This is a genomic window from Phycisphaera sp. (genome assembly GCA_025916675.1).
Classification (GTDB): Bacteria; Planctomycetota; Phycisphaerae; order Phycisphaerales; family UBA1924; genus JAHCJI01.
Window position 1 is genome coordinate 1759666 of record CP098402.1, and the last position, 17840, is coordinate 1777505.

The 17840-nt window shown below is 64.8% G+C and carries 14 protein-coding genes; 7 read left to right on the plus strand and 7 right to left on the minus strand.

The window, feature by feature from the left end:
• Positions 1–297: 297 nt before the first annotated feature.
• Complete coding sequence (locus tag NCW75_07600; GenBank protein ID UYV14146.1) at positions 298–873, minus strand: hypothetical protein; 576 nt, start codon at positions 871–873, stop codon at positions 298–300.
• A gap of 169 nt (positions 874–1042) precedes the next feature.
• Here NCW75_07600 and NCW75_07605 point away from each other — a divergent pair, with 169 nt between their 5' ends.
• The 5 genes from NCW75_07605 (at position 1043) to NCW75_07625 (ending at position 7438) form a co-directional block, all read left to right on the plus strand.
• Positions 1043–2437: an ATP phosphoribosyltransferase regulatory subunit gene (locus tag NCW75_07605; protein UYV14147.1), complete on the plus strand. Its 1395-nt coding sequence runs from the start codon at positions 1043–1045 to the stop codon at positions 2435–2437.
• A gap of 634 nt (positions 2438–3071) precedes the next feature.
• The gene (locus NCW75_07610) at positions 3072–4271 is read left to right on the plus strand and encodes a glycosyltransferase family 4 protein (protein ID UYV14148.1); all 1200 of its coding nucleotides are present in this window, start codon (positions 3072–3074) and stop codon (positions 4269–4271) included.
• Between the two features lie 251 nt (positions 4272–4522).
• Positions 4523–5077 (plus strand): hypothetical protein, encoded by a 555-nt coding sequence (locus NCW75_07615; GenBank protein UYV14149.1) that lies wholly within the window; start codon positions 4523–4525, stop codon positions 5075–5077.
• Positions 5078–5096: 19 nt separating this feature from the next.
• Complete coding sequence (locus tag NCW75_07620) at positions 5097–5810, plus strand: MBL fold metallo-hydrolase (protein UYV14150.1); 714 nt, start codon at positions 5097–5099, stop codon at positions 5808–5810.
• A 14-nt stretch (positions 5811–5824) separates the two neighbouring features.
• Complete coding sequence (locus NCW75_07625) at positions 5825–7438, plus strand: hypothetical protein (GenBank protein UYV14151.1); 1614 nt, start codon at positions 5825–5827, stop codon at positions 7436–7438.
• A 6-nt stretch (positions 7439–7444) separates the two neighbouring features.
• Here the strand turns inward: NCW75_07625 and NCW75_07630 are convergent, their stop codons facing one another.
• Both NCW75_07630 and NCW75_07635 read right to left on the minus strand, forming a co-directional pair.
• Positions 7445–8899 carry a PQQ-dependent sugar dehydrogenase gene (locus tag NCW75_07630; GenBank protein UYV14152.1) on the minus strand — a complete coding sequence of 485 codons (1455 nt, stop codon included), beginning with the start codon at positions 8897–8899 and terminating at the stop codon, positions 7445–7447.
• Positions 8900–9085: 186 nt separating this feature from the next.
• Positions 9086–11179, minus strand: coding sequence for a hypothetical protein (locus NCW75_07635; protein ID UYV14153.1), 2094 nt, complete (start codon positions 11177–11179; stop codon positions 9086–9088).
• 284 nt (positions 11180–11463) lie between these two features.
• Between NCW75_07635 and NCW75_07640 the strand changes: the two genes are divergently transcribed.
• Complete coding sequence (locus NCW75_07640) at positions 11464–11967, plus strand: histidine phosphatase family protein (GenBank protein ID UYV14154.1); 504 nt, start codon at positions 11464–11466, stop codon at positions 11965–11967.
• A gap of 4 nt (positions 11968–11971) precedes the next feature.
• On the opposite strand, the gene NCW75_07645 is transcribed toward NCW75_07640, so the two are convergent.
• The 4 genes from NCW75_07645 to NCW75_07660 all read right to left on the minus strand — a co-directional run bounded on the left by NCW75_07645 (position 11972) and on the right by NCW75_07660 (position 17029).
• Positions 11972–12514 carry a hypothetical protein gene (locus NCW75_07645; GenBank protein ID UYV14155.1) on the minus strand — a complete coding sequence of 181 codons (543 nt, stop codon included), beginning with the start codon at positions 12512–12514 and terminating at the stop codon, positions 11972–11974.
• A 14-nt stretch (positions 12515–12528) separates the two neighbouring features.
• On the minus strand, positions 12529–14124 hold the full coding sequence (gene metG, locus NCW75_07650) for a methionine--tRNA ligase (protein ID UYV14156.1): 1596 nt from the start codon (positions 14122–14124) through the stop codon (positions 12529–12531).
• Between the two features lie 43 nt (positions 14125–14167).
• On the minus strand, positions 14168–15049 hold the full coding sequence (locus NCW75_07655; GenBank protein UYV14157.1) for a hypothetical protein: 882 nt from the start codon (positions 15047–15049) through the stop codon (positions 14168–14170).
• A gap of 108 nt (positions 15050–15157) precedes the next feature.
• Positions 15158–17029 carry a hypothetical protein gene (locus NCW75_07660; GenBank protein ID UYV14158.1) on the minus strand — a complete coding sequence of 624 codons (1872 nt, stop codon included), beginning with the start codon at positions 17027–17029 and terminating at the stop codon, positions 15158–15160.
• Between the two features lie 226 nt (positions 17030–17255).
• Here NCW75_07660 and pyrE point away from each other — a divergent pair, with 226 nt between their 5' ends.
• Complete coding sequence (pyrE, locus tag NCW75_07665; protein ID UYV14159.1) at positions 17256–17840, plus strand: orotate phosphoribosyltransferase; 585 nt, start codon at positions 17256–17258, stop codon at positions 17838–17840.

The following is a 17840-nucleotide window of genomic DNA, read 5'->3' on the forward strand; positions in this document are numbered from 1 at the left end:
TGGGCAGGCCCAGCAGCCGTGCTGTGGCAGGGGCCGGTTCGGGCCGCATGGTAGCCGCGGGCAGGCCCTGGCATGGCCCAAATACGGATGCCAGTAGTACCTGCAACCCCGACCGATCGGCTGGGTACAAGTTGCCGACGGCGTGCCACTCGAACAAGCCGCCAGTATACAAAATCCTCCCCGGGGGTCAGATTCGTGCTTGCGACCTGGCCCCCTCTCTCGATGGGGAACAAGAACGCCCCGGCTCTCGCGAGCCGGGGCGTTTGGTGTTTGACAAGTACTCCGATCGAGAACCGATCAGTTGCTGTCCAACGCGGTGTCGATGTCGTTGTAGCTGAAGTTGTCGATCGTGAAGAACGCACCAATGCCACCCGAGGCGCGGGGGTCGCTCACGAAGGTCGTGTTCTCGGTGAACGAGGCCATGCCGCTGGCACCCAGGCCCAAGATACCGGCGGCAACCTCGCCGCCGAGCGACCAGCCGCCGCTCTGGAAGCTCTCAAGGGAGGCCTCGTCGGGGAAGAAGATCACGAAGTCGGCATACTCGCCCCAGTAGCCAAGCCCGATGTTGATCCGGGCGTGGCGGCTGTAGCCGAGAACCTCACCGGCCTTGTCGTACACCAGGCCATCGCTGCCGCCCGCGCCGATCAGCGACCACAGGCCGTTGAACTCGCCGGGGAAGACGGCCCACGCGTGGCTGCTCTGGACCAAGCCGTCAAACTCGGGCTCGGTCTTCGAGAGGTGGGTGATGGTGGCCTGGCACTCGGCCTTGGTGATGGCATACGCCTCTTCGGTAAGGCCGGTGGCGGCGCAGCCGCCAAGCATCGCACCGGTACCAACGATCGAAGCCAACGCAAGAGTCTGAATCGCACGCATTGCTATTTCTCCTGTCCTTTGCACTATGCTGAATCACAAGCGGCTGGACCCGGACCCCCGGGTACGCCTGGCCCCTGCCTGTAGCCTCAGGAAGCCCCTCACGATGACCAAGCCCAACTCGAGCCCGGTCCCGTCCCCGAAGGGTACGCGCGATCTTTATCCGGACCAAATGGCCCGGCAGCAATACATCACACGCCTCTGGCGGGACACGGCCATCCGCCACGGCTTCGAGGAGATCAACGGCCCGACCTTTGAGATGCTCGACCTCTACACCCGCAAGAGCGGCGAGGGCATCGTGAGTGAGCTCTTCCGCTTCCGCCGCGAGGGGGGCGAGGACAACTACGCGATGCGGCCCGAGTTCACCCCCACCCTGGCCCGGATGTACGCCGCCAGGGCCGCCAGCCTGCCCAGCCCGACGAAGTGGTTCAGCATCGGGCCGTACTTCCGGGCGGAGAAGCCGCAGCGGGGAAGGTTGCGGGAGTTTTTGCAGTGGAATGTGGATGTGTTGGGGGGAGAACCCCAGACGGACGAGTTCTGGGCCAACGATGCTGAAACCATTTCAGTCATGACCATGTGTCTTGGGCACATGGGTTTGCGTTCTCCAGTTCTTGACGTTCATGTCAGTCATCGGTACGCCTTGGAGCAATCGCTTCGGATGTCGGGTGTTTCCAGTGAGGCAATGAACGTGGCCATTCAACTTGTTGACTCACTCCCAAAACTCTCAGTTGAAGCGGCAGATGCCATGGCTGGGGCAATTGGGCTCGACTTGAGTCGATTGGAGTGGATCCTCGGACAACTCGGGGAACACGCTGATTCGTCACAGCGACAAGATTTAGAACTCCTTGATAAAGTCTACGAAGCTGGTGATGCCGGCCACATTGCTGTTGACGTAATGGAGTTCTGCGAGCGATTGAACGACCGAGGTTCGGTAATCAGACATTACACTGATATGAGCATTGCCCGCGGCCTCGCCTACTACACCGGCACCGTGTTCGAGGTCATCGCCGAGGGCGAGCGGGCGATCGCGGGGGGTGGGCGGTATGACAACCTGATCGAGCTGTTCGGCGGGCCGCCCACGCCGGCGGTCGGGTTTGGCATGGGCGATGTCGTGCTGGGGTTGTTGCTGGATGACAAGGGGTTGATGCCCGGGGGGGCGGAACTCTTGGATGCCCTGAGCCGGCCGGGCGCAAGCCTGCGGCCCGAGGCGTTCGTGGTGGCGGGGTCGGAGGACGAGGACGCGCTGGTGGAGCCGTTGCTGGCGAACTTGCGGCGGGGTGTGGAGCGTGAGGGATTTGAGGGCAAGCCGTGGGCGGCGGATCGGTACGCCGCGCGACCGATGCACGCGCGGCGGACGTACAAGACGACGCGGAACCTGAAGAAGCTGCTGACCGACGCCGAAAAGCAGCACGCGCGGTTCGCGGTCGTGCTGCATGGGGCCGACAAGGTGCAGGTGAAGGACCTGGATAAGCGCGAAGAACTCGTGCATGACCGGGGCGACTTCAGCGTCGATCCGGCGAGCAACGCGTACGTCGGCACGGCGATCGCGTCGAGATTGGGTTTCTGAACCGTCCTGAACCGAGCCGCGTGCGTGAGCACGCGGACCAACGCACGAGAACCATGGCCGAACCTATCGCCTACTTCTTGACCTGGACGACCCGAGGAAGCTGGCTTGCCGGTGATCGGCGAGGATCCGTGGATCGTGAACACAATCTGCCGGGCCACCCATACCTTGCCGAAAATGCGCCGCGAGAAACGGCGTTGCGAACAGCCAGCCAGCATGAACCTCTTCTGCTCGACGCGAACGCGAGAACAGAGGTTCGTCTTGCCATCGGATCGCTCTGTGAGCATCGCGACTGGAGACTGCTCGCTGTCAATGTTCGATCGAATCACGTGCATGTCGTTGTCGAGAGCCCCGGATACACACCCGAGCGGGTAATGCAACAGATGAAAGCCTGGGCAACGCGGGCTCTGCGAGCGGGCGAGGCCATCGATCCGGGCCAGCAGCCTTGGACCCGGCATGGGAGCACGCGATATCTGTGGGACACCGACTCGGTGGCGCGGGCGTGTGAGTATGTCTTGGAGTTCCAAGAGGGTCCGCGAACTTATGGTCGCGGTTCGGTTGGGCTGGGGCGAACGGATGGTCAGGAATCATCGGGCGTTGGTCCGCGTGCTCACGCACGCGGCTCGGACGAGCCATCATGACCCGCATCCTCCACATCTCCACACGCCTCATCCTCGGCGGCAGCCAGGAGAACACGATCCTGTCGTGCGAGGGACAGGCTGGGCTCGGGCACGAGGTGCATCTGGCGTATGGGCCGATTTATGGGCCCGAGGGGTCGATGCTGGATCGGGTGAGGGCGTTAGGCGGCATTGAAACACATGAGGTGCCGCACATGATCAGGCCGGTTCGGCCGGTCGCTGACGTGCGGGCGTACCGCGAACTCAAGGGCCTGATCGATTCGATCAAGCCCGACGTTGTTCATACGCACTCATCCAAAGCGGGCATACTGGGCCGGCTGGCGGCATGGAAGGCCAAGTGCAAGCCGGCGGTGGTCCACACGATCCACGGGCCGCCGTTCCTTCCGGGCAAGGCCGTATCGAACGCGATCTACACCGTGGCCGAGCGGATTGCGGCGAGGCGGTGCGACGCGATCGTGAGCGTGGCGGACTCGATGACGCGGCAGTTTCTCGAGCGGGGGATTGGTCGACCGGCGTTATACACCACGGTGCGCAGCGGGGTTGATATCGAGCCGTATCTCGCCAGCCACCCGACCCGTGACGAGGTGCGCGAGCGGTTGGGCATCGAGCCGCACGAGCTCGTCGTGGGCACGGTCGCACGACTGGCCGAGGACAAGGGGCACGACGATCTGCTCGACGCGTTGGGTGAAGACCTGAAGACCAACAACCACTGGAGGTTGTTGTGGGTGGGCGATGGATACCTGCGACAGCGTCTGGAGCAGCGCATCGAATCAATGGGGCTTGCCGGGCGTGTGGTGTTCTCAGGACTGGTCCCGCCGGCGGATGTCCCAGCCATGCTTCGCGCCATGGACGTGCTGGCCCACCCGAGTTATCGGGAGGGGTTGCCCCGCACGGTGACCCAGGCACTCCTCGCCGGCGTGTGCCCGGTGGCGTACGACTGCGACGGCACGCCCGAGATCTGCCGTCATAAACGGACCGGCTGGCTCATCCCCACCGGCGACAGGGTGGCCCTGGGCGAAGCCGTCCGGCACCTTGCGGCAAAGCCCGATGAACGAATGGCCCTGGCGGCGGCAGGCAGGGAGGTCGCCGGCAGGGAGTTCAGCGCGGCGGCCATGGTCGCCGGTCTCGAGCACGTGTATCGTCAGGCCCTGTCGGCCCGCGACCTGCGGGAACCTGACCGGACTGCGAACGACCGATAGCCTCTCCAATGCACCGCCGATTCTCCATGCATCCCCATTTCGCTGGCTGGGTCCTGGGCCTCGCGGCTGTTGCCATAGCCGGAGGGTGCTCGAGTGGCGGCTCGGACTTCATACCCCCTCCCATCATGGCGCCACCCCCAGCGCCACCGGCTGCCCCTCCCTCGACTCCTCCAGAAAGCCCGGCGGAATCTCCAACCGGCGGGACCGGCCCTGGAGGCGGTGGCACCGGCTCGACCCCGTACACCGGTTCGATGGACGCGATCGAATTGCTGGTTCGCTCGGCCATGGCCTATGGCGAGGCAGAGCACTACCTCGACGAAGGGTCCATCATCATCGTGCGGCCAAGCCGACGCCACGAGTACGGTTTTCGCACGATCTATGAGCGTGATGGCGCGTTCGAATTCATCGTCAACGGCTCGGCAGGCTCGCAGCTCCCCAACTTCGAGGTACGCAAGGCGGGCCAACGCTTCGAGACCGTGCGATCTGGCACCTATGGCCAGGCTCCCACGCTGGAAGCCGCGATCGTCCCGTTCCAGAACATCATGACCCGGTTCACGACCAACGTGCCGCGCATCCTTGCGGGCGAGAACTGGGGCCCAGCGAACGACTTCGACACCGCCCGCATCGTGGGCGTCACCAGCGTGAACGGCCGGCCCACCATCATGCTCGAACTCGAACTGGTCGGGCAGGGCCCCGCAACCGTGTGGCTCGATCAGGCCACGTTGCTGATCCGTCGCATGGACCACGACTCGCCGATCAGCGAAGGAACCGTCACGGTGACCTTCAGCCGCCTCGAAGCACGCTAGAGCCATACCCTCGCGGCACATGGACCTGCGCATCATCAGCCTCGGCACCCTTCCGGCCAACCCGCTCTGGCACGAGACCTCGCCCGTCCGGACGGGCCACGCGACCACGGTGCTCATCAGCGCGGGCGACAAGCGGATCCTGGTCGACCCGGGCCTGCCCGAAGTCGCCCTGGCTGCCCGGCTGCACGAGCGGGCGGGCATCCGCCCCACAGCCATCACCGATGTCTTTTTGACGTGCTTCAAGCCCGATATGACTCGGGGGCTACGACTGTTCGATCACGCCCGATGGTGGATCCACGAGGCCGAGCGCGAGGCTGTCGGCATGCTGCTGGGCGAGATGCTCCGCCGGGCCATGCAAAGCGGGGATCTGGGCCCGAACGGCGACATCGACCACGATGGTCCAAACCCACTGGACGATCTACGCGAGCGGGTGGCACAACTACGCAATTGCAAGGCGGCTCCGGACCGGCTGGCCGAGCGGGTGGACCTGTTCCCGCTCCCCGGCACGACTCCCGGCCTCTCCGGGCTTCTGGTAGCCGCGCCAAGCCACACACTTCTGATTTGTTCTGATGCCATTCCTGACGGGGAACACCTAGCCGCTGGCCGGGTGCTCGACGATTCCGCGGATGTCGAACAAGCGAAGTCTTCTTTTGCCGAAGCTATCGAGGTTGCCGATCTTCTCATCTGTGGCCGAGATGGCATGGTCATAAATCCGACCAAGCGGCCATTCTGAACCTATCGTCAAGCGTGAGCCAGCCAAAATCTGATTCGTTAGCGGAGTTGATCCAGCGTTTCCTCGACGAGCAACTGGAGGCGTCTCCTGCGCTTCGCGATCTTGCCAGGCACCTGGCCACGCTGACACTCCAGCGACTCGAGCAGTTGGAGCGGGCCGAAGAATCTCCCCCGGAAGCACCCGCGCCGCAGGCTCCTTCTGGCCCGGCTCCTCCCGCGATCGTTGGTCCGAGTGCGATCGTGCCGCTGCAGATCGGCAACGCCCGCGTCGACATCCCCGTTACCGGTCCATCGCACACCATCGGGGCTGCGCGCGAGGCGGCGATGGTCGGACCGTTCCGCCACGACGAAGAAGAAGACTACCTCGAGCGCACGGCCCGAGCCCGATCGATCGATCTCGAACGCATCTCGACCCGATGCCGGGTCAAGGCGACGTCGTGCAGGCACCAGATCTTGCGTCAGAACCAGGAGCGTGACACACCTGAGGAGTTCGAGTCTCGCCAGGTGATGAACGACCTCATCGCTCAAGCCAAGACGATCCCAGATTGCTTCCTCTGGATGTTCTTCCGCAAGGGGCTACCCACAAGCGATGAGCAGCTTGAATTGATCGCTCGGTGTTACGAAGCTGTAGCCGATACGGCCGATTTGTGCCACGCGATCGAGCCCATCGACTACTGGCCCGACGAAGATGCCGTGCGTGAGGCGTTGCAACTGCTCTCGACGACGAGCAGCGCTCTGCGAGTGTCCCTGGAGCACACCTGGCTCACCCAACCCGACATCGACCAGAACGAGGTGCACCAATGGTTGAAGCTCGTGACGGCCGAGCACCGCTACCACGTGCGAAACCACATGCAACTCAGCGATCCCGCCGATCCAGAGGTTGATGCACCCGCGGCGCGAGAACTCGCGCGTGAGATGCTCTCGCGGTTAAAAGATCAACGGGCCCGCCGAGAGAGGGCCGAACGCCTGCTGAAGAAGGCGCTCTACCACGCCCAAAAGATCCGGGACGCAGCCGACTCCCCCTACGATGAAGAGCCGCCCGATCACGATTGCCAGAAGGTAAACGAGGCGATCGGCGCCCTCATCGCGCTCGATCCGCAAGGGATCGATGGCATGATCCGGGAACTCGCGGCCATCGCCCTGCCGGAAGCCTTCCCCGCTGGCGTCGAGGCTCACGACCGACTGGTCGCCGCCGCAGCCCAGAACGCGGCAGACTCGAAGCCTCAAAAGAAGCCGACCGACGAAGACACGCCCCAGGGTCGCACCTGGAGCGACGACGTGCTCCAAGTTCGTAAGCTCTTCGGCGGCGGGCGGATCGTCGTCATCGGTGGAGAGCCGCGGCGCGACGCCATCGAACGCATGATCGACGCGTTCGAACTCGACGGCGTGGAATGGCCCCAGCTTACCGAACACGGGTCGGCCGAGCCGATGCGTGCACCCATCTCCGGCCCGAGCACTCGACTTGTCGTCATCATCATCAAGCTCACCGGGCACGAGCACGCCGACAGGGCCCGAGACTTTGCAAGACAAGCCTCGGTCCCTCTCGTACACATGCCCGCCGGCTACAACCCCGAGCAGATCGCTGCCGAAGTGCTCAACCAAGCCAGCGGCCAACTCCAATCGACGTAAGGCGGCTTACGGGCAGCCGGCGACGAACGCGTTCTGGAATGCCAGGAAATCGAACAAGGTGAGCGAACCATCGCCGTCGAAGTCGGCGGCCGGATCGCCAGCATCGAATAAGTTCTGGAACTCGAGGAAGTCGAACAAGGTCAGCTCCCCGTCCCCGTCGAGATCGGCCAGGCACTGGCAACTGTCGGGAATGCCATCGCCGTTCACGTCGGCTTCGGCACCCACCGCGATCTCGCAGGCGTCCGACACCAGATCGCCATCGCAGTCATCGATGGGGTCCACCGGCATGACCTTGCGGATCGTGCCGCCCTGGCTGAGGACGTACAACTCGCCATACGCATCACGACCAAAGCTGATGATGCTGCTCAAGCCGCCAAACTGCGACGTTCGCTCGGTGAACTCGGTCACGTCGCCATCGACCATGCGAATCGACCACACCCGGTTGGAGCAGTAGTCGGCGTAGAAATATGTTCCCGCGAGTTCGTCGATCTGGCAGCCGCGGTACACCTGTCCCCCGGTAATGGAACAACCACCCAACACCGAGTGGTCGTAGATCATCACTGGTTCGACAAACGGCGAGGGATCGCAACTCGACGGACAGGGCAGAGATGTCGAGAAGCACAGATCACCCTCGCGGCACTTCCAGCCGTAGTTCTCGCCACCGGCGCTATCACCGGGTTGGTAGTTGACCTCTTCGCGTGCGCCCTGGCCCACGTCGGCGATGTACATATCACCATTGGCCGGATCGAAGTCGTTACGATAGTGATTCCGCAGGCCGTAGGCCCAGATCTCTTCCCTGTTGCCGGTGCCTACGAAGGGGTTGTCCGCGGGGATGGCATATTGCATGCCCGGGTCGGGCGGGCCCAGCACGTCGATGCGGAGGGTCTTGCCGAGCAGGGTCGTCAGGCGCTGGCCATTGCCCTGGGGATCGCCCCCGCTGCCGCCATCGCCGAGCGCGATATAGAGGTGATCATCGTTGGGCCCGAAATCAATCCAACCACCGTTGTGATTGCTGAACGGCTGGTCCTGCGTCAGGATGATGACCCCGCTGTCAGGATCGGCCATGTCGGGGTTCGTATCCGACACGGTGTAGCGGGCGATCACGGTATCACCCGCGTTGTTCGAGTAATGCACGAAGACCCAGCCGTCACTGTCGAACTCGGGGCTCATCGCGATGCCCAGCAATCCGCGCTCGCCGAAGCTAGAGATCAGCCCATCGATATCGAGGAACGGCGTGGGCAGCAACTGCCCGTCGCGCACCACGCGGATGCGGCCGCGCTTCTCGGTCACGAACACACGCCCGTGGTCGCCTGGGGCGTGGACGAGCGCCGTCGGCTGGTCGAGGCCAGTTAAGAAGACCTCGGTCCGAACATCGACCTGGGCTTGGCTGGTGCTCGCGATCAGGCCGGCCGCGGCCAGTAGGACCGGGGCCCGCAACATCTTCGCTGTCGTGCTTTGCATCTGTGTATCTCCTTCTCGGGGCGGCTCCCACGATCACCGGGATCGGTGACGAGGCCGCGTGTTTTGGTGGCTCCGCAAGAGACCCTAAAGCACTTGCGAGCGGTCGCGTTGCACTCCACGCCACCCCGACCGGCAATTTTTTGCGTTTAGCGCGCTATCGGCCACGATTGCGCAAACGAACGCCGATCAGCATCCCGCATCAAACTCGTTCTGGAACGCCAGGAAGTCGAAGATCGTCAGCGAGCCATCGCCATCGAAGTCCGCAACGGGATCACCCGCATCGAACGCGTTCTGGAACGCCAGGAAGTCGAAGATCGTCAGCGAGCCATCGCCGTCCAGGTCGGCCCGGCACCCCGTGGTCGCCGGCAGGGCGAGCGTGACCACGCCGGTATCCGACCCCGCGGTTCCGGTCACCCGGAACGTCAACGTGTCGCCGGCGGTCGCGGCACCATCCATGCTCACCAGCGCGAACGCCCTGCCGTCGTGCCAGAGCAGGTCGGCATCGCCCGAGGGCGCGCCGATGATCTCGTACGACACGCTGGCCGGGTCATCCCGAACCGTGGCGGGCAACGAGACGAGCACGCTCTGCCCCTGCTCGATCACGCGCGTGTAATCGTGCGCCGATGGCGCGACAGCTGCGCCGGGTGTGCCCTCGCTGATCGTAATCGTGTGGCGGTCGGAACGGGCCACACGCCCATCCGCGTACGTCGCCTCCGCCCACACGGTGCTCGGGCCTTCGCCGAGGTTGGTTCCAAAGAGGTCCACGCCACCCGCTGAACTATTGATCGCCGCCAGCACCGCACCGGCGCGAACCAATCGCACTTCGGTCGCGGTCGGGGCGTTGAGGTTGAAGGTCACTCGAGTGCGAAGCTCACCGGCGGTCACGCTCGGGGTCAGGCTGGGGAGGCGTCCCTGGTTGTCTACGGTCACCATCGTCGTCGCGCTGCCGCGCGATTCGAGCAGTGTGTCGTCGTAGCCGATGACACGGACCTCGTTCACGCCGTCGGGCAGCAGGGTCGTGTCGAGCTGGAATTGCCCGGTCGCGCCCGTCTCAGCGACGGTCACGCCGTTGGCCATCAGCACAAAGCGATCGACGCTCGCGCCGGGCTTGGCCGTCGTGCCCATGACACTGAAACTCTCGACGCCGGAAACCGTCGAGCCAAGGCCCACGATCGATACGTCGGGGATGTACGTGAACGGCCGCGCGAGCGGGTCGCCGATGAACTGCACTTGGAAGGGCACGAACCCGATGCTGCGAAGGTAGGCCTCGCCCATCGTCGCACCCTGGTCGTAGAAGTAATGGAATCGCGCGTGGGGGAACTTGCCCGTGTAATTGCAAGGTTCCTCGACCGTGCCCGAGCTGCCCACCGCACCCTTGGCGATCCAGCGGCTCATCTTCGTCTGGCTTCCCGTACCGAAGTGGCCGGCAAAGCTCGTCAGGTGGTCGGCGAAGGCAGCGGGCCCGAAGCCAAAATCGCCAGCGTCGATCGGCGGGTTCGCCACGCCGGTCATGATGCCCGCGGCGGTCACGCCCCCGGTGGGCACCACGCCGTCCTGCTGCACGGCGCTCGTGCCCTTGCTGGTGAGCGCGGCAATCACCCCGGCATACTGGGGCTGGCGCACGTTGCGGGCCGCATCGGTCGTGTTCATGAAGTAGTACGTGTCGCCCGAGCCGCCGGGGGAAGCGCCGTCCGCGGCGACCGAGCGGGCGATCATGTCCACCACCTCGTCGATGGTGTTGCCACGCTCGCCAGTCCAGCCCAGCACCGCGCCGATGTACGACTGGCGCGCCAGCGACGACGTGCTGGGGTTGCCCGCCGCGTACTCGATCTCGCTGTCGAACGCCCGGGGCTCGCCGGCGGGCCGGCCGAACGGCTGCGGTCTCGTGACGCCAAGGCCGCCTGCCAGAACCTCATCGGCGTAGAACGCCATCGTGTACCCGCTCGAGATGCCAAAGTTGTTGACCGGTGCGCATCCATCGGCGACGGTCGTGGATGCACCCATGCGGTATTGCGAGGGCGGCGCGACGATGACATAATCGGCGCGGTCCGCGATGCCGCGCGCGGCGATCTCGCCGAACAGGGCTTCGAGGTTGTCGTCACGGAAGGCGGTGAAGTCCGCCGCTTCGGGCGTCATATACAGAACCGCCGTCTCGGGCAGACCTCGCGCGGCGATGTACTCGTTGGCCGCCCGCATCGCCTCGGGCGAGCTCGGGTCGACCACCAGCACCGCGTGCTCGGCCACACCCGGGCCCGCGAACCCGGCGCGTGCGATCAGCATTCCGATAGCGGCAGCCGAACAGGCCGGCTTTCGTGCGAATCCGTTCTCAAACATTTCTCGTCTCCCCTGGCGGCGGTGGCCGCTCTCTTATCCATGTTCCCACAAAACCGCGCCGTATGCAACCCCATTCGCGGCCAAACTTCCCTAGCAGCACCGGACTTCCCGCATAGAAACGACAATTTATCTTCGATTTGGGTAGAGTTTGGTATTGCGTTCGGGCGAGATTTCGACGAAGGTATGGAGGTAGAGGTCTGCGAGGAGGCTGGCCGTGAGGGGTTCATGCCATGCAAGTCCAGGTCTGTCGCCATGCCGAGGCAGAGTCGCAGTCCGTGACCGGGCTCGATGTCGACCGTCCGCTCACGCGTGAGGGGCGGCTCCAGGCCCGATATCTTGCTGGTCTGCTGAGCGGCACACAGCCGGGCCTGCAGCCGAGGCGGCTATTAGCGAGCCCGGCCGTCCGCACCCAGCAGACAGCGCGAGCCATCGCCGACGAGTTGGGACTCTCGATCACCACGCTCGACGACCTGCTCCCCACATGCCCCGCCGGCGCGGCGATCGCCGCGATCGCGAGCCATGCGGATGGCGCGCCGGTGTTGCTCGTCGGGCACAACCCCACGGTGACGGCGGTGGTTTCAATCTTGCTGCACGGACCGAGCGCGGGCGTGCATCTGCCCGGGCCCGCGCTGCGCACGGGGCAGATGGCCACCATCCATGCCGACCAGGAGATCACGCCGGGCGAGTGCAGGCTGATCGACCTCCACCGCTACGAGCCCGCCCTCGCGTCGTGAGTGGCTATCGCCGCCGCCCGCACCATCCGCATGCGCCGCGTTCTCCGATGGGTCCGCCGCACGCCGTGCATAATTTCTCGGGCGCGCCCATGCTCATCAGCTCATCGGAAGACGGTGAGGCTTCATAGCACACGTCGAGCGCCTCGGGGCCGTGCTCGCCGACGATGAGACCCGCAACATCGACCGGCTCGCTACAACTCGGGCACGCCTCCAGCGAGGCGTCCAGTGGGAGGGTTGTTGAGCAATTCGGACACGATGGGGCCATCGCAGGGGCGAGGACGCTGAGGTCGGGCAACGCCTGATCGTCGAGTTCGCCATCGAGTTCGACCGGGTCTTTCCCCCATTGCTCGAGCAAGTAGGACGCCAATTTGGCATCGGCATCGGTCGCCAGCACGACCTCGTACGTACCGCTGTTGCGAAACGAAAATACGGACGCGTCGGTGTTGCCCCCCACTACCTGCGCGGGTACGCCGTTCTGCACCAGATAATCCCGTGCCGCCACGGCGTGCATGGCCGATCGGAATCGGAATGGGGGGCCTTTGCGCACGCGAACCTCGTTCCTCAAGCCTGGGGGGCGGCCTCTTCGGTATCGGCCCGCATGAACAACCCCTGGCCCTTGATGACGGGCGTACCGGGCTTGAGCCCGTGCTCGCCACGCCACGCCGAATGGGCATCCAGTTCGCCATTGCCCGGGGTGCCCGCCCCGAGCATGTCGAGCACGGCCTTGGCCTTTTGGGGCATGAATGGCAGCATGAGCACCGCAGCGATCCGTAACGCCTCGGCGCAATTGTACAAGATGAGCGCGAGATCGGCATACTGCGGATCGTCGGGCCCGCCGACCTTTTTGGCCAGGCGGAACGGCTCGGTGTTGTTGATATACCCGTCGATGGCCGTCACGATCGCCAAGCCCTGATGCCCCGCGCCGTGGAGATCGACCAATCCGAAGTAGTCGCGTGCGGTCTGCACGTGGCCCGTGGTCAAGGTTGGCCAATCGATGCCCGCGTGGACCGTGGCGTCGCGAGCGTCGGGCACCTTTCCGCCGAAGTACTTATGGATCATGTTCACCACGCGGCTGGCGCAGTTGCCCAGGCCGTTGGCCAGTTCGGCGTTGTAGATGTCCACGAAGTTCGCGTGCGCGAAGTCGGCGTCGGTTGCGCCGAGCGGACCCTGCGTGGCCAGATACCACCGCACCGCGTCGACCGAGTAGCGATCGCCGTACGCGCGGAGCTGGTCGATTTCGATGAAGTTGCCCATGCTCTTGGACATCTTGCGACCTTCGGCCACGAAGTACGCGTGGGCGTACACGCAGCCAGGCAGCGGCTCGTCCATGGCCATCAGCATTGCCGGCCACACCACCGCGTGGAACCACAGGATGTCCTTGGCCAGCAGGTGCATCGACGCGGGCCAGTAGTGCCGCCGCTCGGGCGTGTCGACCACGGTCAGGTAGTTGCACAGCGCCTCGATCCACACGTACACGCGGTGGCCGGGGTCGTTGGGCATGCGGATGCCCCAATCCTCGGCGCCGTCGTCCTTCACCGCCCGGCTCACCGGAACGTCTTGAAGCCCCTGCCTCATTCGGCCCAGTACCTCGTTGCGGCGGGCCTCGGGCTGGACGAACCTCGGGTGGGCGTCCAGGTATTCGCTCAGCCGATCTTCATAGGCCGAGAGCTTGAAGAAGTAGTTCTGCTCAGTGCGTTTCTCGAGCGGCTTGCCACTCACCGGGCCCTTGTAGTCGTGGGCCTTGGCGACCGACTCGGTGACATACTCCTCCTGCCCCGGGTCGTACCAACCGACGTAATCTCCCAGGTAGATGTCGCCGCTGTCGACCAGCTTCTGGATGTACGCGCTGGCCCGCGTCTTGTGCCGGTCCTCGCTCGTTCGGACGAAATCGTCCTGCGAGAGTTCCATGAACTCGAACGCATCTCGGAAGGCCTGGGCATTGCGATCGGCCCATTCCTGGACGTCCACACCGGCTTCCTTGGCACGATCGATCACCTTCTCGGCGTGCTCGTCGGTGCCGGTGAGCATGAGCACGTCGTCGCCATCAAGGCGATGGAAGCGCGCCACGACATCGGCCAGCAGCGTGGTGTAGCAGTGGCCGATGTGCGGACGGTCGTTGACGTAGTAGATGGGCGTGGTGACGTAGAAGGTCGGCATGGCGCAAGTGTATGGCTCGCGCCGCGCCGGCTCTCATCCGCTCTCAGCCATCGTCGGGCTCTGGCGCCTTGGCGGTGCCGACCCTTGCCATCTCGGGCAGCTTGATCGGCGGCAGCTTCTCGCCCAGGGCCTTGGAGAACTTGAAAAGGTCCATATCCTCCATCGAGTCCATGAGTGCGATCATGGCGTCAATCCTCGCCTCATCGCTACTGGCCTGCTGGACGGCTGCCAATTCGCTGGAATAGGCCGAAGCGTCCAGGCCGGCCGCTTCGACCGCTGCCCGGGCGTTGGGCGCGCCGCGGACGGCCACCGAACGGAACATCCGCAGGGCGTCATCGGTCAGGCTGGTCATGGTCGTACGGGCCATGAGCAGTTGCATCTGGCGCTGCTGGTCCTCGGCGGCCTCGGCCATGATGCCCTGCGCGACGTGCTCGCTACGAGCCCGGGCGTAGTCCTGAACGATCTGGCGGTTCGTCTCGCCCTGCTCGTTAGTCAGCACGCCCTCGGTGGTCAGGTACGACGACAGCTTGGTCGTCGAGCCCAGCGCCTTCATGACCTCCGAGGCGTACGCCAAGCCGGCGCGCTCCTCGATGTCGATGGTCTCGAACAGACCCTTGGCGGCCTCGAGCGCCAGATCGGGGTTCTCGATCACCAGATTCTGGATGTCGGCCAGCCACGCGCGGACGCCTTCTTCGATGCTCTCGCGCTGGTCGACCGAGAGCGTGGGGTTCGCCGTCAGGGCGGCGATATCGAGCCACGTGTCCGGCGCAATCGGCGCACCGTCGTCGTCAACGGTATAAATCTTCTCAAACGCGGGCTGCTGGGCTTGCTGCCCCCCCGGGGGCGGCGCCAATTGGCCAAACGCCGGCATGCCCACACCCAGCACCAACATCCCGACCGACAAACTCAAGATACTCCGCTTCATCGAACTCCCCTTCTCGCCGAGCGAGATGACTCCAACATGTCCCCAGCGAGACGTGTCCCCAGCGAAACCTGCGCCGGACATTCTTAGCGCCGGTCGCGTCGGTGTGATTCAGCCCTCCGGCGGAGCCCCGGTCGTCGGAACGGGCGTCTTGTCCTCGAAGTACCCCGGCTCGGGGGCCTCGTAGCCAGTCCGCTTCTCGATGAGCTCGCGATGGGCCTCGAGGGGCAGCTTGACGGCCACCTCCCAGAACTCGGCCGCGGTCATCGGGCCATCGGCGGCCACCACGTCCTTGATCGCCTCGGCCGCCTCATCCTCGAGGTCGAGTTCGGCCAGCGCGCCACGGAAGTCGGGATCGGTCACCCGCAGCTGGCGGGCGTAGCTGGCCTTCGCGTCGCGGATGATCTGCTGGAGCCGCCATGGGCGCTTGATGTTGCCCGGCAGCGCGACATCTGGGTCGTTCATGGTCTCGTCATCACGCACCATCTTGAGCAGTTCAATGCGGGCATCGAAGATGTGGGCGGCGTCGTACTCGTTGGCGATGCGCGCCATCTCGACCAGCGAGTCCCATTCCATCGCCTCGCGGATCCGAACATCGTTATGGAACGTGGATGGCGCGGGCAGCTTCTCGTTCAGCCAGGCGCCGTACATCAGGCTCGAATACGACCACTCCGCGTTGAGGACCGCCTGGGCAAGCGGGCCCTCTTCGACCGGACCATGCTTGGCAGCTTCAACCAATAACTCGTACAGCCGCAGCGCCTGCTCATCAAACACGCGAGCGCGGTCCTCAATCAGGACCTCGAGTTCCTTGACATCGTCCTCCGAGAGCATGCCTTCGGCCAGCATCAGTTCGTAGGCCTCGGCATAGCTGGCACCCTGGAGCCGGATCGCCTCGCCATCGTCGCCGCGCCGCATGATGCCGGGACCTTCCCCCTTGGGAACGCGGAGGTTTTCGAGGTCCTCATCGGTGTAGTTAAACTTGCCCTCGGCATCGGCCTGCACGTCGCCCTGCGCGGTGATCTGTTGCTTCCGCGGTCCCGCGTTGCCATTGCCGGCATTGCCATTATTCGCCTGCGGCCCCGCCTCCTGGGTCTCTTCCTGCTCCTGCCGAGCCAGGGCGGTGAGTGCTTCCTCGCCTTCGGGGCTGGGGAAACGCACTTCGAGCTGGGTGTGGTCGAACACGAAGGCGGAAAGCTGCGCATCGGTGAGCTCGGACATCGCCGCCCAGTAGCCGTCGCTCTTGACGGTGTCGGCGAGTTCCGGGTGGGCCTGGATGAGCGCCTCGTCGCCGCCATAACGCTTCTTGAGCATGCGGGCCGCATCGGCGATCACGTCGCGTTGCTGGAATCGCTGCAAGATGGTGGAATCACGAAGCATGACCTCGGAGACCTCGGTCCCCTCCGCTTCGGCCAGCAAGACTTCACGCTCTTCGGTGACCCGTGCCAGGTTGTATTGGCGGACCACGTCATTCAGATCTGTGTAGATACCACGCGTGACGTTCTTGCGAACCTCGGCATCAACGACGAACGCACCACGCCGCCCGAAGTCACCCAGCGAAGCCATCACGTGGCGACCGAAAGCGTCGTACTCGACCTCCTCGCCGTTCCGCCAGGCCTCAAGCGATCTCACGATCTTGTCCGTGTTCGGCACCGCGGCCCTGAGCAACTGGTCGTCGCGCTCGGCCATGATGCGTTCGAGCACGCGACGCTGGGCGGCCGGTAGGTCCATAACCATGATGGCCTTACGAGCCGGATCGCCCTCGATCCAGATCACCTCGCCCTCGGCGTTGCGTTCAAGGATGCTCGGCAGTTCACGAGCCTTGGGAGGCGCGGGCGCGAACGGATCGCTCTCCTGAGCAGGCTGGTTACCGGGTGAGTTCTGGCCGAGTGCGGCCGGCGATCCCACAGCCAACGCCGCGCCAGCGAGCGCCCCCACGAACATCCGGAGCCTCAAACCATCTTTAGCATTCTCCCGATTCTTCATCCCCGATGTCTCCTCAATCAGTCTCTCGCTGCCCGGCTGGCGGGAACTCTGCCCCTGGAGCTTCCGGTGGGTTGCCGAGAGTGCCCGGCCTGCCGGCTCCACATCATTGCCACCCCTACCGCCCCGACCAACCGGCCGGTCTTGGTAAATAGCCAAACGTGTACCAGCCATTACGTCGGCTCAACCCTCCCGGCGGTCAAGCGGACTGTTCCCCTATCGTGCCCACATGGAGTCGCCACACGCCCCAGCCCGTCCGACCCCCGCCCAGGCCTCGAACGACCTAGCCGCCCGCGTGGCCGAAGCCTGCCTGCTCCGCGGCACGTTCACGCTGCGGTCGGGTCGGACGAGCTCGTACTACCTCGACAAGTACAAATTCAGCACGAGGCCAGAACTTCTCGGACCCGTGGCCGACCTGCTGGCCGAGCGAGCCAAAGTGCTCCTCGAACCCCACGCCGGCAAGGCCCAGCGTCTGGCAGGAGCCGAGCTTGGCGGCATCCCGCTGGTGACGGCCTGCGCCCTGCGACTCGGCCTGCCCTCGATCTTCATTCGCAACGCCAAGAAGGACTACGGCACCGCCAAGCAGCTCGAAGGCGAACTGAATCCCGGTGATGCGGTCGTGTTCTTCGAGGACGTTACCACCAGCGGCGGCCAGTCGGTGGAAGCCGTGAACACCCTGCGCGAGGCCGGGGCGACGGTCGCGGGCGTCATCACCACGATCGACCGGCAAGAGGGCGCCCGCGAGGCCATCGAGGCCACGGGCGTGCCGTTCCACGCGATCTTCACCAAGGCCGACCTGGGCGTGACCGAGTAG

What these genes read in the sequence shown, in the direction of transcription:
- NCW75_07600 (UYV14146.1), bottom strand. Translation starts at nt 873, where the DNA reads ATGCGTGCGATTCAGACTCTTGCGTTGGCTTCGATCGTTGGTACCGGT.
- NCW75_07605 (UYV14147.1), top strand. Translation starts at nt 1,043, where the DNA reads ATGGCCCGGCAGCAATACATCACACGCCTCTGGCGGGACACGGCCATC.
- NCW75_07610 (UYV14148.1), top strand. Translation starts at nt 3,072, where the DNA reads ATGACCCGCATCCTCCACATCTCCACACGCCTCATCCTCGGCGGCAGC.
- NCW75_07615 (UYV14149.1), top strand. Translation starts at nt 4,523, where the DNA reads ATGGACGCGATCGAATTGCTGGTTCGCTCGGCCATGGCCTATGGCGAG.
- NCW75_07620 (UYV14150.1), top strand. Translation starts at nt 5,097, where the DNA reads ATGGACCTGCGCATCATCAGCCTCGGCACCCTTCCGGCCAACCCGCTC.
- NCW75_07630 (UYV14152.1), bottom strand. Translation starts at nt 8,899, where the DNA reads ATGCAAAGCACGACAGCGAAGATGTTGCGGGCCCCGGTCCTACTGGCC.
- NCW75_07635 (UYV14153.1), bottom strand. Translation starts at nt 11,179, where the DNA reads ATGCTGATCGCACGCGCCGGGTTCGCGGGCCCGGGTGTGGCCGAGCAC.
- NCW75_07640 (UYV14154.1), top strand. Translation starts at nt 11,464, where the DNA reads ATGCAAGTCCAGGTCTGTCGCCATGCCGAGGCAGAGTCGCAGTCCGTG.
- metG (UYV14156.1), bottom strand. Translation starts at nt 14,124, where the DNA reads ATGCCGACCTTCTACGTCACCACGCCCATCTACTACGTCAACGACCGT.
- NCW75_07655 (UYV14157.1), bottom strand. Translation starts at nt 15,049, where the DNA reads ATGAAGCGGAGTATCTTGAGTTTGTCGGTCGGGATGTTGGTGCTGGGT.
- NCW75_07660 (UYV14158.1), bottom strand. Translation starts at nt 17,029, where the DNA reads ATGAAGAATCGGGAGAATGCTAAAGATGGTTTGAGGCTCCGGATGTTC.
- pyrE (UYV14159.1), top strand. Translation starts at nt 17,256, where the DNA reads ATGGAGTCGCCACACGCCCCAGCCCGTCCGACCCCCGCCCAGGCCTCG.